General features: G+C 60.7%; 14 protein-coding genes and 1 pseudogene. 8 read left to right on the top strand and 7 right to left on the bottom strand.

The features are described from left to right. Positions 1 to 20: 20 nt before the first annotated feature. From X744_RS142990 to X744_RS01000000170355, 3 genes are all read right to left on the bottom strand, one after another. Positions 21 to 338, bottom strand: a complete 318-nt coding sequence (locus X744_RS142990) for a hypothetical protein (RefSeq protein WP_023762405.1) — start codon at positions 336 to 338, stop codon at positions 21 to 23. Further along, positions 326 to 1,408, bottom strand: a complete 1,083-nt coding sequence (locus tag X744_RS142995; protein WP_023762404.1) for a type IV toxin-antitoxin system AbiEi family antitoxin — start codon at positions 1,406 to 1,408, stop codon at positions 326 to 328. Before X744_RS142995 ends, X744_RS142990 begins: the two co-directional genes overlap by 13 nt. 475 nt (positions 1,409 to 1,883) lie before the next feature. Beyond that, positions 1,884 to 2,579, bottom strand: a complete 696-nt coding sequence (locus X744_RS01000000170355; protein ID WP_280948970.1) for an IS110 family transposase — start codon at positions 2,577 to 2,579, stop codon at positions 1,884 to 1,886. Positions 2,580 to 2,906: 327 nt separating this feature from the next. On the opposite strand from X744_RS01000000170355, the gene X744_RS143000 reads away from it, so the two are divergent. The 5 genes and pseudogenes from X744_RS143000 to X744_RS143015 all read left to right on the top strand — a co-directional run bounded on the left by X744_RS143000 (position 2,907) and on the right by X744_RS143015 (position 7,584). Beyond that, positions 2,907 to 3,875 (top strand): membrane protein, encoded by a 969-nt coding sequence (locus X744_RS143000; RefSeq protein ID WP_023762401.1) that lies wholly within the window; start codon positions 2,907 to 2,909, stop codon positions 3,873 to 3,875. A 65-nt stretch (positions 3,876 to 3,940) separates the two neighbouring features. Next, complete coding sequence (gene nadA / locus X744_RS143005) at positions 3,941 to 4,915, top strand: quinolinate synthase NadA (protein WP_031261170.1); 975 nt, start codon at positions 3,941 to 3,943, stop codon at positions 4,913 to 4,915. Then, positions 4,912 to 6,454: pseudogene (locus X744_RS01000000170350) on the top strand (L-aspartate oxidase). Before nadA ends, X744_RS01000000170350 begins: the two are co-directional and overlap by 4 nt. Beyond that, entirely contained in the window at positions 6,454 to 7,335 is an 882-nt protein-coding gene (gene nadC, locus X744_RS143010) for a carboxylating nicotinate-nucleotide diphosphorylase (protein ID WP_031261168.1), read from the top strand. The pseudogene X744_RS01000000170350 and the gene nadC overlap by 1 nt, the downstream one beginning before the upstream one ends. A gap of 48 nt (positions 7,336 to 7,383) precedes the next feature. Next, the gene (locus tag X744_RS143015) at positions 7,384 to 7,584 is read left to right on the top strand and encodes a hypothetical protein (RefSeq protein WP_023693535.1); all 201 of its coding nucleotides are present in this window, start codon (positions 7,384 to 7,386) and stop codon (positions 7,582 to 7,584) included. On the opposite strand, the gene X744_RS1000000174140 is transcribed toward X744_RS143015, so the two are convergent. Then, entirely contained in the window at positions 7,575 to 7,760 is a 186-nt protein-coding gene (locus X744_RS1000000174140) for a hypothetical protein (protein WP_156929847.1), read from the bottom strand. The two genes, X744_RS143015 and X744_RS1000000174140, sit on opposite strands and share 10 nt — an antisense overlap. Before the next feature lie 176 nt (positions 7,761 to 7,936). Between X744_RS1000000174140 and X744_RS143020 the strand changes: the two genes are divergently transcribed. Then, on the top strand, positions 7,937 to 9,412 hold the full coding sequence (locus tag X744_RS143020) for an NAD-dependent succinate-semialdehyde dehydrogenase (protein WP_031261166.1): 1,476 nt from the start codon (positions 7,937 to 7,939) through the stop codon (positions 9,410 to 9,412). Between the two features lie 215 nt (positions 9,413 to 9,627). Here X744_RS143020 and X744_RS143025 read toward each other — a convergent pair whose 3' ends face one another. Next, positions 9,628 to 9,900, bottom strand: a complete 273-nt coding sequence (locus X744_RS143025; RefSeq protein ID WP_023762395.1) for a hypothetical protein — start codon at positions 9,898 to 9,900, stop codon at positions 9,628 to 9,630. A gap of 336 nt (positions 9,901 to 10,236) precedes the next feature. Between X744_RS143025 and X744_RS143030 the strand changes: the two genes are divergently transcribed. Beyond that, positions 10,237 to 11,892: an MFS transporter gene (locus X744_RS143030; protein ID WP_031261165.1), complete on the top strand. Its 1,656-nt coding sequence runs from the start codon at positions 10,237 to 10,239 to the stop codon at positions 11,890 to 11,892. A 207-nt stretch (positions 11,893 to 12,099) separates the two neighbouring features. Here the strand turns inward: X744_RS143030 and X744_RS143035 are convergent, their stop codons facing one another. After that, entirely contained in the window at positions 12,100 to 12,546 is a 447-nt protein-coding gene (locus tag X744_RS143035) for a hypothetical protein (RefSeq protein ID WP_156938631.1), read from the bottom strand. 881 nt (positions 12,547 to 13,427) lie between these two features. Between X744_RS143035 and X744_RS1000000175570 the strand changes: the two genes are divergently transcribed. Further along, positions 13,428 to 13,619, top strand: a complete 192-nt coding sequence (locus X744_RS1000000175570) for a hypothetical protein (RefSeq protein WP_023727257.1) — start codon at positions 13,428 to 13,430, stop codon at positions 13,617 to 13,619. A gap of 176 nt (positions 13,620 to 13,795) precedes the next feature. Here the strand turns inward: X744_RS1000000175570 and hemN are convergent, their stop codons facing one another. Further along, a complete protein-coding gene (gene hemN / locus X744_RS143040; RefSeq protein WP_023762392.1) occupies positions 13,796 to 15,226 on the bottom strand; it encodes an oxygen-independent coproporphyrinogen III oxidase in 1,431 nt (476 codons plus the stop codon). Positions 15,227 to 15,245 lie beyond the last annotated feature (19 nt).

Raw genomic sequence — 15,245 nt, 5'->3', positions numbered from 1 at the left:
CGAACTTCATCGAGAGTGCGTCAGACCCCCTTTTGCGCGAAAATATGGGGTCCCGATTCCGTGATCATTGACACCATAAGTGCCTCGACAAGTCGGGCGTATTCGCCATCTCCAAGTGCCTCGGTATCGAGGCCCAGATCGACGTCGAGAGTTCCGACATGCGGCATTTCTTCGTTTTCTAGGAGGAGCCAAGGCACCGCGCCGCCAATCACGGCGAACTTGCCTTTGAAACTGCCGAGTATCTGACCAATTTCCAGTAGAACCGATTTCACGGCCGCGGTGGTGCGGTCGTCGTAGTCGGCGGCCGATTGCGGATCGGGCGGTACTACTGGAGCCATTGCAATTTCTCCTGCCGCAAATGGTCAGCGGCCTCCTGTCCCCTCTCCCCGGATATCACCAAATCAAGGTAAGTTTGAACAGGACTTGTGCAAACGACGCCGGGCGCCGGCTCGATTGTATCAAGCAGTGGCCCTTCATCCTTCAGGATCGTGATCACAACGTTTTCACCCTTCGCCGCCGACGACAGCTTGAGGGCATGCCGCAGACGGTCGAGACCTCCGCTATCTGCGTAGAAGAACTGGCTGCCTACCCGAGCATATGGCGCAATCCATTGCGCTGCCGAGAACGATGCGAGGATCGCTCGGTCAATTCGATTCGACGCACCAAGCACATCGCGAACGACCTGGTCGAACGCTTTGCCGTGGAAGGTAGTGTAGAAGGTTTGGCGATCACCCGCTGGCGGCTCATAAGAGTTCCGCCAAGCGTCCAGAACCGCTGCCGGCCGAAAAAGCGACATGCCATCGTCGCCGATTTTCGCCCACTCCCGATCCACAAGCGCAGCGCGGACATTGCTGACGTGGCCGAGACTGACACCGGCTGCTTCCGCAAGCTCGGTGACGCGCCAGGGATGGTGTGGATCGCGCAACATCACTCTCAGAACCTGCGCGGACTTCGGTTTGAAGATCGACTTCAACTCGCGGCGTTCGATTGCGGGTCGGGTCGGAACCTTACGCTCAATAAATATGCCGTCGAAAGCGAGCCGGCAATTTCCCTCGAAATCGAGGAAGCCCACATTTTCTTCCTGGCAAAGAGCCTGTGCTTCTGGAGAAAGAAAGGGCGCAATGAACACAGGAATTGCGCCTTTTCCTATGTGGTTTACCGCCCTTCGCACCTGGAGTAGGCCCGAGTGAACGTGGCGCGGCTGTCCGCTCGACTTGACCTCACAGACGAGAATATGTGTGCGCCCGAAGGCGCTGATATACGCAAGAATATCGATTTCGCGATCGAAAGCGTCGGCTTCAACCTCTACATTCTCGATGGAAACGGGCGGAATATCGTTTAAGACGGCCCGCAGAGCGTCCGCAGCTTGATGCTCAATGCTTTTCAATGAGTCGCCCAATTTCAGCATCCGCTGAAAATGGCTGACCTACTGAAATATGTCAATCGCAATTTCACAAAATGTGACGGTTTCAGCGGATGTTGAAATTCGACCAAGAGTGAAAATCTTGAGTTAGCTTCGCCCGTGCCCCAATCAATCCATCTTATGTCAATGGCCGCGACCTGAGTATGGAAAGGCGTCAACTAAAGGCGCCTTCACCAAAATCATCGATAGCGCGCCAGACGCCTGCGAACCTCGGGTGTCAAACGGCCCTTTAATTGCGGGTAGTTGTCAATCCGGATCTCGCACTGCCATCGCCGGGGTCATGGTCCTTTCCGAGGTCGAATGCCTCATGATGATGTTCGGGTCGGGCGCCTCAACGTTTCCAACGAGATGCAGATGAACTGCTGTCAGCCGTTTGACCGAGGTCGCCGCAACCACCGTCCCGGCGGGGACATCACGAGCTCCGGAAACGGGCCCGCGATTGGGATCGAGTGCTGATCTGTTATGCCATCTTTTCGCAGCCCCACTCGAAGCTGGTGCCGTCAACCCAAATGCAATGAAGCAGAACCGCGATCTTCCGTGCGACCGCCACCTTTGCCTTCTTCAAGCCGATCCGCCTCGACAGACGCATCCCCCAGGCTTTCAGTGTGGACCATTTCTTAGTCCGGTGCAGGAGCACGCTGGCCGCCTCGTACAGGTAGGTTCGCAGCAGTCGATCGCCCCAACGTGAGACGCGGCCATTAATATCCGTTTCACCGGACTGCTTTCGTCGCGGAGTCAGGCCGAGATAGGCTCCCACGTTGGCGGCCGAGCGAAAGCGCGAGGGATCGTCGATCGTGTGGCGGAAGGTGAGCGCGGTCACCACGCCGATGCCGGGGACTGTCATTAGCCGGCGTGTGGTTTCGTCTTCACGAGCGAGATGCCGGACCTGCCGATCAAGCTTCTCTTGTTCACAGCAGGCCTGCTCGTGGACAGACAGAAGCGCCTGAACCAAAGGGCGAAGCGGATGGCCGTCGGCAACCAGTTCCCAAACCTTTCGCCGGAACTGTGACCCAATCGATCGACTGAACTGCAGCCCATATTCCTTCAGCATGGACCGTGTCTGGTTTTCGAGATCGCGACGGATCTCGACAAGTCTCGACCGGGCGACGAGCATGGACCGGGTGGCCTGACTCTCTGACCCTCGATCGGCGTCCAATTTTAAGCTCTATCTCTGCCAATAATACGTGGGGTCGAGCCACGTAGCCGGCGCCCGCTATCTTCGAGGATTCCCGCCCCCCGTGCAGGGTTACTTGAGGCCCCGGTCACTCCACAATGGCAGAGCCTCTCGGACCGCCGAGCGCGGCTTACTTGCGCTGCCCCAGGGTCAGGTGCCGCGAACGTCGCTTCTGAAACATGCCGGGTGTAGACCGAAGGTCTAAGCCTTTCATAGAGCAGCCGAGTTGACAGGCGAAATGGCCTGTTACACGCTGGTTAAATCGATTAGGATGTTTCGCAGGGAAAACTCTGCCCAACCCAGGCAACCATGGAAGATCGCCCAAAAGCAACACGCAACGGTAGGGCCGCCGCCAAGGCCAAGCAAGTCGAAGCGGAGCTGATTGCCGTTGTCGTGTCCGTCAATGACGGTGAACCAGCGGTCCTCACCATCGGGCAGGGGGATTGCCTGCCCTCGGGGCCGTTCGCGCTGGAGCATCGATCGCTGCAGTCAGGTCTAAGGGCATGGGTCGAGCAGCAGACTGGTCATCCCCTCGGCTATATCGAGCAGCTCTATACGTTCGCTGATGGCGACCGCGCAGATGACGGGCGTCAGCAGCGCGTTATTTCCATCAGCTATCTCGCTTTGACCCGGAAGGAACATGCCACCGGCGCATCCAGCTGCGCCTGGCGGAGCTGGTACGATTATTTTCCGTGGGAGGACCACCGCCTCGGAACACCGAAACTTATTGCGGATGTTTTGAAGCCGCGTCTGCTTGCCTGGGCGGCCGATGCCGAGCAAAATGCAACGCGCAGTGAGCGGCGGCGGCGGGCTGCTATCGCTTTCGCCTTCGAGGACCGCTCCTGGAATGAAGAGTTGGCGCTCAAGCGCTATGAGTTGCTTTACGAGGCGGGTTTGATGGCAGAGGCCACCCGCGACCGTCGTTCGGTCGCATCCGACTCAACAGCCGGAACTGCAATGATTGCCGACCATCGCCGCATCCTGGCGACCGGCCTTGCGCGCTTGCGCTCGAAGATCAAATACCGGCCAGTTGTCTTCGAGCTGATGCCGCCGGCGTTCACGCTGCTGCAGCTGCAACGGACCGTGGAAGCCCTGGCAGGCCGGCTGATCAACAAGCCCAACTTTCGCCGATTGATCGAGCAGCAAGAGCTGGTCGAGGAGACTGGGAAGATGTCCCTGGATACGGGCGGGCGGCCGGCCAAGCTCTATCAGTTCCGCCGTGCCGTGCTCGACGAAACTGCCGTTGCGGGGACAAAATTGCCTCTGGCCCGGGGTTGACACTCTTATAGTCAACCTAGATATATACCCCTTATAGTCGAATGGATTATAAACGGGAGGCGCCGGTGAGCGGGACGATACCTTCGGCCGCGTCCCTGTATCAGCGCGTCCAGCGCATCATCCCCCCAGTGGAATGGACAGCTTTCAGCGACGACATCGAGGCTATTCTCGAGCTCAAGCGCGAGCGCAACGCTGTCATCCTGGCGCACAACTATCAAACCCCGGAGATTTTCCACTGCGTCGCCGATATCGTCGGCGACAGCCTGGCGCTGGCCCGCAAGGCAATGACCGTCGATGCGGACATCATCGTGCTGGCCGGCGTGCATTTCATGGCTGAGACGGCGAAGCTCCTCAATCCGGACAAGACGGTGCTCATTCCGGATCTTGGCGCCGGCTGCTCGCTGGCGGACTCGATAACGGCGGACGACGTGCGGCTGATGCGGCAACGCTACCCTGGTGTGCCGGTCGTGACTTACGTCAACACGTCCGCTGCCGTGAAGGCCGAGTCGGACATCTGCTGCACCTCCGGCAACGCGTTGGCTGTGGTGGAGTCGCTTGGCGTGCAGCGGGTGATCATGCTGCCCGATGAATACCTGGCCAGGAACATCGCGGCACAGACTTCGGTCGAGATCATCGCTTGGAACGGTCATTGCGAAGTGCATGAGCGCTTCACGCCAGCCGACATTCGCGAGCTGCGCGATGCCTATCCTGGCGTCACGGTGCTTGCCCATCCTGAATGCCCGCCGGAAGTTGTCGCGGTTGCCGATTTCGCCGGCTCGACCGCGGCGATGTCGGATTTCGTCGGACGGCACAAGCCTGCGCGCGTCGTGTTGATGACCGAATGCTCGATGAGCGACAACGTCGCCATGGAGCACCCCGACGTCGAGTTCGTGCGCCCCTGCAATCTCTGTCCGCATATGAAGCGTATCACGCTCGCCAACATTCGCACGGCGCTGCAAGAAACCCGCCACATCGTCACCATCGACCCTCGAGTTGTTGATCGGGCCCGGCGCGCTGTCGAGCGGATGCTTGCCGTATGACGCCAGAGGTCGGCGACATCAGGGGAGCGCCCGTGATCATCGGCGCTGGCGTTGCCGGGCTGATGACCGCGCTTCATCTGGCGCCGCATCCCGTTTACCTTCTGTCCCCGACGCGGCTCGGGACAGAAGCCTCCAGCGCGCTCGCACAAGGCGGGCTGGCGGCAAGCCTCGGCGCTGACGACAGTCCAGACCTCCATCTTGCAGACACGCTTGCTGCAGGTGATGGCCTCTGCAACGAGAGTGTGGTGAGACGCGTTTTGAATGCGGCAGACCGAGCCATCGAGAATTTGATGGACCTGGGCGTCGCCTTCGACTGCTCGTGGGACGGGACACTGCGGCTCGGGCTCGAGGCAGCGCATTCCCGTCGCCGGATCGTCCATGCCGGGGGGTGATTCTACGGGCCGCGAGCTTGTACGCGCGCTCATCATCGCTGTGAGGCGAACGCCTTCGATCACAATTCTGGAAGGCATGGAAGCCCGCCGGCTCATTGTGGAAAATGGTGCCGTCAGCGGCGTGCTGGCGGCAAAAGGTGGACAGGCGATTATATTTCCGACGCGCCGCGTGGTTCTTGCGAGCGGCGGTATCGGCGCCCTGTTCAGAGACACGACCAATCCGGCCGGCTCATTCGGGCACGGCCTGGCGCTCGCCGCATGCGCCGGTGCAGAACTCGCCGATCTGGAATTCATCCAGTTCCACCCGACCGCGCTCGACGTTTCGCAGCGGCCGATGCCGTTGGTGAGCGAAGCGGTTCGCGGCGAAGGCGCAGTGCTGATCACTGAGCGTGGGCACCGCTTTCTGTGCGACACGCCTGGCGGCGAACTCGCATCGCGCGATGTCGTGGCTCGGGCCGTGTGGCAGCAGCTTGCCACCGGACACCGTGTTTACCTTGACGCCCGGCAGTCCCTTGGCCCCAGATTCGCCAAGCGCTTCCCAGCTGTTGCCCGGCATTGCCGGGACGCCGGAATCGATCCGGCAGTCGAGCCCATCCCGGTGCGCCCGGCGGCACATTATCACGTGGGCGGCGTGGCCGTGGATGCCGCGGGCCGCAGCACGGTGCCGGGCTTGTGGGCTTGCGGTGAGGTTGCCTGCACCGGTCTGCACGAGGCGAACCGGCTTGCCAGCAACTCGCTGACCGAGGCCGTGACGACCTCGTTGTGGGTCGCGCAAAGCGTAGCTGCCGCGCCTGCAGGCTGGCAGTGGCCAAGGCTTGTCGCAACGGCACCCCCGCGGCCCGACGCCTCCTCCGTTCGCCACGCGGTCTCTAATGGGCTCGGTGTTATGCGGGACGGGCAAGCACTATCCGACACCGTGGAAACGCTGCTGCCGCTCGCGGTTCGCAACACTGGCGCTTCCGATCCCGCCTTGATCGCGCTGATGATCGCCATTGCAGCGCTTCTGCGCCAGGAAAGCCGCGGCTCGCATTACAGGTCGGACTTCCCCACCCGCAGCGCGCAGGCCCGGTCTTCGCGCTTGACCTTCGCCTCAGCAATGACGGTTGCGGCCGAACTTAGTCTGCGGCCCGCGGAACGGAGTGCCTGATGACGTCACCTCCACCCCTTCCCGGGATCGCGATCGAGCCGATCGTGCGTAGCGCTCTACTTGAGGATTTGGGCAAAGCCGGTGACCTTACCAGCGATGCGATTATACCATTTGACTGCAAGGCCACCTTTGCGTTCAGAGCCAGGCAGTCTGGCGTTGTTGCCGGTCTTGATCTGGTAGCCTACGCTTTCATGCTTGTTGATCCGTCGATCGACATAAATTTTGGACGTCTGGACGGCAGCAGGATCGCGGCGGGTGAGACTATTGCAAGGGTGAGTGGACCGGCGCGTGGAATGCTTGCGGCCGAGCGTACAGCGCTCAATTTTCTCTGCCATCTCAGCGGCATTGCGACGGCAACGGCCGAGATCGTCGAGGCGGTGCGCGGTCAGAAAGCACGGATCGTCTGCACGCGAAAGACAACGCCCGGCCTACGCGCGCTGGAAAAATACGCCGTGCGCGCCGGCGGCGGCGCCAACCATCGCTTCGGGCTGGATGATGCCGTGCTCATCAAGGACAAACACATTGCCATTGCCGGCGACATCCGCACGGCCATTGAGCGGGCGCGCGCCGCGGTCGGCCCTATGGTCAAGGTCGAGGTCGAGGTCGACACGCTCGACCAGCTCGAGATCGCGCTTGGCGCCGGGGTCGACGCCGTCCTGCTGGACAATATGTCCGTCAAGCAACTGACCCGAGCGGTGGCAATGGTCGACGGCCGCGCGACCACCGAGGCCTCGGGTCGCATAACGCCGGCAACGGCGCCAGCCATAGCGGCAACCGGGGTAGACCTCATTTCTATTGGGTGGCTTACGCACAGCGCGCCAATCCTCGACATCGGCATGGACCTGCCTATCGAAGCATGCATCCAGAAGCATCTGAACTGAATAGAGCGCGCTCCATATAGGAGCAATCTGCGGAAGTGGGGACGTACGATGATCGACAAGGGATTGAGATCCGACCGGGCCAAGGCGCTTGCCTTCATCAGCGCAATGCTCAGCGAGCTGAATCAGATCGCGGGGTCTCACAGGCTGCAGTTCCTAGGATACCTTCTGGAGATGGCGTATATCGAGTCGTACGACATGGTCCGCAAAGAGCGCTCCCACCATCAAAGCAAGGCCATAGATCAGGGATAGCCCTGCTGAACTGAGCGCTGCGGCAGCTTCAAATCTGACCTCGGCACTTCTATTTCCGCAAAAAAGACGCGCAGTGCTCCAGCGCGTTCACGGGCGGTTGGACTGCAAAAACCAGTTAGAATATCTGACAGCGCGGCAGGATCACGATTTGCCCTCCAGTGCGCGAGCAACGACATGGATTCGATCTCCTTGTTTCATGGTCGGACTGTTTTTTCGCACAACTGACATCAGTTTCGGTTGAGTGGATTCGAGTGGGTCTAGTGGCCCCTCACTGAGGCCCTATGCGAAACCATAGGCCAGCGGATAATCCAAAAAGTCGTGTGACACGCCAATTGCATCGAGGAGGATCGCGTTGCCCTTGTACAAGCCAATGCTTCGCTACCTGAAATCGCGCGAGCTGTTCGGAGCCATTGACCGGGTGCCGGCTCTTGGCATGCCAGTAAGCGAGCGGACCTTCGAGGTATCAAACCCTTCGACCGGCGAGGTGCTCGCGGAATTGCCCGACATGGGTGTTGAGGAGACGCGCGCGGCGATCGACAAAGCTCATGTGGCGCAACCTGAATGGGCCGCACTGACCGCGCGCGAGCGCAGCGACATCCTCTGGCGCTGGCACCAACTGATCGTCGACCACACCGACGATCTTGCAGCGATCCTCACTGCGGAGATGGGCAAGCCGCTAGCCGAAGCCAAGTCTGAGGTGGCGCATGCGGCCGCGTATCTGCAATGGTACGCCGAAGAGGCTAACCGCATTTACGGCGAGACGATCTCGGCGCCCTCTACAGACCGTCGCATGCTGGTTATCAAACAGCCAATCGGCGTTGTCGGTACGATCACGCCATGGAACTTTCCGGCCTCAATGGTTGCGCGCAAGATTTCGCCGGCTCTCGCCGCCGGCTGCACTATTGTGCTCAAACCTGCTGAACAGACGCCCCTCGTGGCAGGTGCAATGTTTGCTCTGGCCCATCTTGCCGGCTTTCCCGAAGGCGTCGTCAACCTCATCTACGCCTCCGAAGGTGATACGGTCGGCCGCGAACTCTGCTCCAACCCCAAGGTCCGCAAGATCAGTTTCACGGGCTCGACCGAGGTCGGCCGATTGCTCATGCGCCAGTGCTCGGACCAGATCAAGAAAGTCGGTCTAGAATTGGGTGGCAATGCGCCTTTCATTGTCTTTGATGATGCCGATATCGACTCTGCGGTTGACGGAGCGATCCAGGCCAAGTTCCGGAATGCCGGCCAGACCTGCGTTTCCGCCAACCGGCTTTACGTCCAGTCGGGCGTTCATGACGAATTCGTCGCCAAATTCGTGGAGCGTGTCCGTGAGCTTCAGGTCGGCGACGGCTTCGATCCAGGTGTCGCCATCGGTCCGCTGATCGACGGGCATGCACTGGCCAAGATCGAACTTCACATTGCCGATGCCTTGGCCAAAGGTGGCGCGATCCGATGTGGCGGCGGCCGGATCGGCAGCGATGGCAACTTTTTCCAGCCGACGATCCTCAGCAACGTCTCAAGGCAAATGATCGTGGCGCAAGAAGAGACCTTTGGACCCTTGGCGCCGATCATTCGCTTTGAGGATGCCGATCAGGCCGTGCGTGAGGCCAACGACACGATCTACGGCCTCGCCGCCTACTTCTATGCTTCGAACCTGAAGCGTGTCTGGCGTGTGGCCGAGGCGCTGGAATATGGCATGGTGGGGATCAACACAGGACGCATGTCCTCAGAAGCCGCGCCCTTCGGTGGGATAAAACAGTCCGGCATCGGGCGGGAAGGTTCCCGCCATGGCCTCGAAGACTATCTCGAAATGAAGTACCTCTGCATGGGCGGCATCTGAGGCGGCGGGCGGCGACTGCCGCGATGAAGGCCAGCGGACGGCCGGACGCCACGAAATGGACCCGCAGTTTTCGGATTCGCGGAACAATCCACACCCAGTCTGCCTCATAAATGGCCCCGGTTTCCGTCTATTTTTTTGGCGTCGAACGTCGTCAATTGCCTTCGTCACTGTGGCGGAACGCGGCGCGATAGCCGGTTAGCAACAAGCCTTGGGCGTCATTTCTCTCTGGCGGAATCGACCCCTTCCGACAAAAGCCTGACCTTTGCCAGTCTTCTACGGGCCAGCGTTCGCGCCAAAAGTTCAAAGCCGCGTCCGTAACATTCAACAATGAAAGCCAGCGTTATCAGGTCGAGCAGAAAGTCGTCTATCGCATGCGTGAGCGCATCAGACCTTTGTTCGAATCGAAGTAGCAAGGCGCGCGCCTCTTCGATCGCGGCCCGGCAATCGTCTGCGCCTATCAGTGAATCGATCCTGTCGAAGATCTGCAAGCGTCCTCACTCTCCCTAAGCCACACGCAGCGCATCGAACGCCGCTGATGAATGAGTCTTCAACAAAGAACAGGGTCGCGTTTCGCGAAAAGGCATCGCTCCGCAAAGTGCGCGTTGATGAAGCCTGGTGCGTTAAGCGACAAGTGAATCCGACCTTAACAAGACATCTTCGAAGGCGAGTGAGCCGGCCCACGCCCGCGTGCCGCGACCCTCAATGCCGAGGAAAACTGTGCTGCACTCGTCGGAGGCAAACAGTTCCTCTCTATTCTTCCCGCCGCCACGGTTCAGCCCAGATTACATGGGAAACGACAATAACGGAAAGCAAAGGTTCGCAAAATGAGTAGGGTGGCTGGATCAAACGAAGATTTGGCTGCACCAACGACCTTTGGGCCACTTCTGCAGCCGACCTTTCGTTCGATCTGGCTCGCGACGCAGGTTTCAAGCCTCGGCTGGTTGATGCAGACTGTCGCCATCAGCTGGCTGATGGCAACGATCTCGACTTCCGATCTGATGGTTGCGCTGGTGCAGGCTTCATCGAACCTGCCCGCTTTCGTCCTGTCCGTTTTTGCCGGAGCTCTCGCCGACAATTTCAGCCGGCGCCGGGTCATGTTCGCCGGTCGGTGCCTTATGGTGATTGCGTCCGCGATGCTGACCGCGTCCGTGGCGCTGGGCTTTGTCAGTCCGTGGATGATCCTCGGCTTCAGCTTCTTGATCGCAAGCGGCGGTGCTCTCAATGATCCGGCCTGGCAAGCGTCGGTTGGCGATATCGTGGATCGACGCGATGTTCCCGCTGCCGTCACCCTGCTTTCTGTTGGCTTCAACACCGTCCGGACTGTGGGTCCGGCGCTCGGCGGCATTGTGGTTGCCTCGTTTGGCCTTATGGCGGCATTCGCCGTAACCACGCTCACCTATTTCGTACCCTTGGCTACCATTTGGCGCTGCAAGTGGAAGGTTCGTTCTTCCCCTCTTCCCCGCGAGTCGATGAGGACGGCAATTTATGACGGGCTGCGCTTCACGGCGATGTCATCGGAGATCAAGGCAGCGATCGCGCGCGGAACCCTCTTTGGCCTGGCGAGCATTGCCATACTCGCGCTGCTGCCGGTGGTTGTCCGCGACCAGCTGGGAGGAGGCCCGCTTGCCTATGGCGCGCTCATGGCCGGCTTCGGGACCGGAGCCGTCTTCGCTGGCCTCTCCAACAGCCTGTTCAGACGGAGCTTGTCGCAGGAGCGGCTGATGAGGCTCTCCTGCGTCGCCTGCGCGGCGTGCTCACTTTCCCTGGCACTGACAACTTCGATCGGGGTGGCGGCAATTGCACTCGCTTTGGGCGGCGCGGGTTGGGTCACCGCCTGGTCAGGGGTCGGTGTGAGCGTGCAGCTGGCAAGCGCGCGCTGGGTCGTGGGGCGCACCATCTCGATCTACTATGCTTTGATAGATGGTGGCATCGCGCTCGGCAGCTGGGTGTGGGGCACGGTGGCCGAAAACCATTCGCTGGGCCTGGCGCTGGAGGGTTCCGCTGCCTCCCTGATGTTCGTCGCTGCAGCCGGCGTTCTCTTTCCGCTTCGAGAGCGCCGCGACTCCGAGCCCGATCCTCTGGAGGAATTCGATGCCCCAGCTGTCGCTCTCAATCTGAAGCCGAGAAGCGGCCCGATCGTGGTCAAGGTCGAATATCTGATAGCCGAGAGAAATCTCGAGGCCTTCCTCGACCTCATGCGGCAGCGGCGCCATGTACACAGCCGGGTCGGTGCTCGGAACTGGACGCTCCAGCGGAACTTGCAGAAGCCTATGCATTGGACGGAAACGTTCCGCACGCCGACCTGGACGGACTACCTTCGCCTCAATCATCGTCTGACGGAAGTGGACAAGGAACTGGACGAGCGTGTCTTTCAGCTGCACGCAGCCGAGACCCCACCTCAAATGACCCTTTCCATCGAGCGGCCGACAAGCTCGGCCCGCAAGCCCGAGCACTCAGCTTTTCGCCATCCCCGTCATTGAAGCCCGGCCGGCACAGAAAACGCGATTCTTGTCTATCGCGCTCAAACCGGTGCGGGAGACGGACAATCCACCAAAATTCGATGATGGGTGGCAGAGAAGAACCCCAGGCTGAGAGTGCGACCGATCGGTCCCACGGTGAAGCGGAGCCTGGGGCTACAGCGGCACGCGACTATTGCCGCGTGTCACCTTTTGAATTTAAAGTCTTCCTCAGTCCGCCTCGCTGATCCGGGCCAACGCTATCTTGAGGTTGGCATTTTGTCCCGCCAGCTCGCTGAGACGATCACGTTCGGCGGCGACCACATCCGGACTGGCGTTGGCAACGATGCACCCGCGGGGAGCGTGCTGTTGCTGGAAGCAGGAAGGCATGATCGGCCAAAGCCGGAAGAGGTGCTGCCGGCAGTAGCGAATGGGCTGCTGCGTCAGCTTGGTGTCTGGACGCCGTTCGCCGAGGCCGGCTTCGTTGAAAATCGTGCGCTTGTTTCGGTGTGGGCCAATGAAGTTCCCAGCGAGCGGCACGGCATGTTTTCCGCTCACGGTGCCGGCTGGCAGCTCGACCGGACGCGATTCGACCGGCTGATGGTGCAGGCGGCCAAAGCGGCAGGTGTGGACACGCGGTTTGGCTCGGCCGTGGGTTCGGCAGTGCGCGACGATCAAGGCTGGCTGCTCAAGCTGGCCGATGAAGCTATCGTTCCCGCGCCGTGGTTTGGGCGACCGGCCCAGTTGGAGGCTGGCCCGATGTTTCGGCGCCAAGCTCACCATGCACGGACATCTTGCCGCCTACACACGCTTTTTCGACCGCGCACCGGGCGATTGCAGCATGGTCGTCGAGGCGCGTCCCGAAGGCTGGTGGTACAGCGCCGACTTGCGCGTGCCTCACCGATCCGGATCTGGGCAGCGAACTGCGCAAAGCCGGACATTGGTACCGCGCTTTAGCCGCAACGCAGTCCGTCGCGCCGCTCGTGCCGCCCAACGCAATCGAGACCGCCAGCATGATCAAGGCGGCGGGAACCGCAACGATCGATCCCGCCGCCGGTGACCGCTGGGTCGCGGCGGGCGACCGCCTGTTCTGTGCCGATCCACTGTCATCACGCGGGATCGTGCATGCACTCCGCTCAGGGATCCTGGCGGCCTACGCGGCATCGGACATGCTGGACGGGCGTGGCGATTCGCCTGCGCCCGCTATGCAAAATCGCCACACGCGGCTTTGCCGATTAGCTCCCGGCGCTGGCTGCCCACTATGCAGCCGCCGCGCGACGGGACACGCCTTTCTCGCAGCGGCGGCGCAGCCATGTCTTCCACGCGTCTAGCATCGAAGGAGGGAGGTCAGAGGTGGTCTCGGGACGGGGTGCTCGGCATTTATGAAGCGACCGAGCGCCAGCGAGTGGTCGTCGGCGGGCTCGATGGCGGCATCAGGTCAGGGAACTCGGCCTCCATGATCATCTCCGATTTAATTCAAATTTGTCTGTATATATTGACGATTGCACTACCTTCACCTCGTAGACGGCAATGCGGGCGGGTAGAGAGGGTTCTATGATATGACAAGCGATTTTTCCGCCGCCCGAGTGCATTTAGATCGAGCGTATGACTACCTTTGTGGGGATGACCCGATGAGTCAAAGGGGCCGCGAAGCCTTGGACCTGCTAATTGAGGCGGTTGCCGTCGAAGAGTTCAAGCAGCCACGCCAAAGCGCTGAGGTGCTAAGGTTTCCGATCGGGCGCCGCTGCTGAGGTAATCTCCACGGCCGCCATGTAGCCTCGCGGGTGAGGCGCTCACGGCAGGGACTCGCCGCTCCGTGAGGGCCGGGAACGAACGCATTGGCAAACGGAAAGCCCACTTGCCAGACCAGCGCCCGGCCGGCGTGGCAAGTAGGCCGGCGGTTCCAAGCGGAGACATTGATGCCGGACTATGTCGTGCTTTGCATCGCATTAAGCTGCTGCGGGATATACGTAACGCCATCCCTAAACACATCGAATGCGGCAGCGACAGCGCGAATCCCAAAGCGATGCTCCCGCCGTACACGGACAAAGCCGTTTTCGAAGTCCACTATCCCGTCCTTGGCCAGCATGGCCAAGCGCTCAGCCGAATCGCGAAGACGGATCGGATCAGATCCGTGGGCGACACAGATTGCCGGCACGTCAGCCTCGAAATCGCACATTAATCGCTCGATAATTGCGGCTCGCACGCGGTCGTCGTCTGTNGGCACGTCAGCCTCGAAATCGCACATTAATCGCTCGATAATTGCGGCTCGCACGCGGTCGTCGTCTGTGAGGCGATGGCCCTTCGATGTAGCCAGTCGGCCAGCTGCGATGTGCTGGATGTAGGAATCCCGTGTAACTTCGTTTTGAACGTATCCCTGGCCGATGCGACCGATAGCCGACGCGCCGAAACCGATCAGGGTTCTGCAGGTATCGGCCGAGTAGCCCAACGAGTTACGTCGCAGGCGACCTGTTTCCTGTGCCAGTGCGAGCTCGTCGTCCGGCAAGGCGAAATGGTCGAGCCCGATCTGTCGGTAGCCGGCGGCAATCAGCGTCACGGCGACAGCCGCATACTGTTCAGCGCGGGCAGCGCTGTCGGGAAGAAATTCCGCCTCGATGAGGCGCTGATTCTTTACTTGGGATGGGATGTGCGAGTAGCCGAACAAGGCAAGCCGGTCGGGGCGCATGGCGACCGCCGCCCTCACTGTTTCGACGCACGACTCCACTGTTTGACGCGGCAGGCCGTAGATGAGGTCGAAGTTGATGCGGCTTACTCCATGCCGGCGCAGCACTTCCACGGCAGCCGACGTCTGGGCCTCGCTCTGGATTCGGTTGATCGCTTTTTGAACAATGGGATCGAAGCTCTGTACGCCCAGGCTCGCGCGGTTCACGCCGGCCGCTCCCAAGCCTTCCGCCATCTCGGGCGTGAGTGTTCGTGGATCGATCTCGATGGCGACCGTAGCTGTTTTCGAGATGGCGAAGCGGCATCGCAGGAACTCCATCAGAGCGAGGAACTCGGCTGGTCCCATGAGAGACGGCGTTCCGCCGCCGAAATGTATGTCGCTCACGGGCAACGTCTTCGGCACTCGCTCCGAAACCAGACGGATCTCGTCACGCAGCGCCGCCAGATAGTTGAGGATGGGCGCATCACGGCGGGTGATGGTGGTTGGGAAGCCGCAATACCAGCAGGCTGATCGGCAGAACGGAACGTGCAGATAGAGTGACACCGGATCATCAGCCGGCAGGTTCCTGAGCCATTCCTCATAAGCCTCGGCGCCGACCGCCCCAGAGAACTCCGACACAGCCGGATAGATAGTGTACCAAGGCAGCCGGGCCTCGCGAAATTTCGTGGTCTGCAACGGTTACCGTCCCATGCTG

The organism is Mesorhizobium sp. LNHC252B00 (assembly GCF_000502955.1).
In the GTDB taxonomy this organism is placed as follows: domain Bacteria; phylum Pseudomonadota; class Alphaproteobacteria; order Rhizobiales; family Rhizobiaceae; genus Mesorhizobium.
This window is presented reverse-complemented; position numbering and strand designations above follow the sequence as displayed.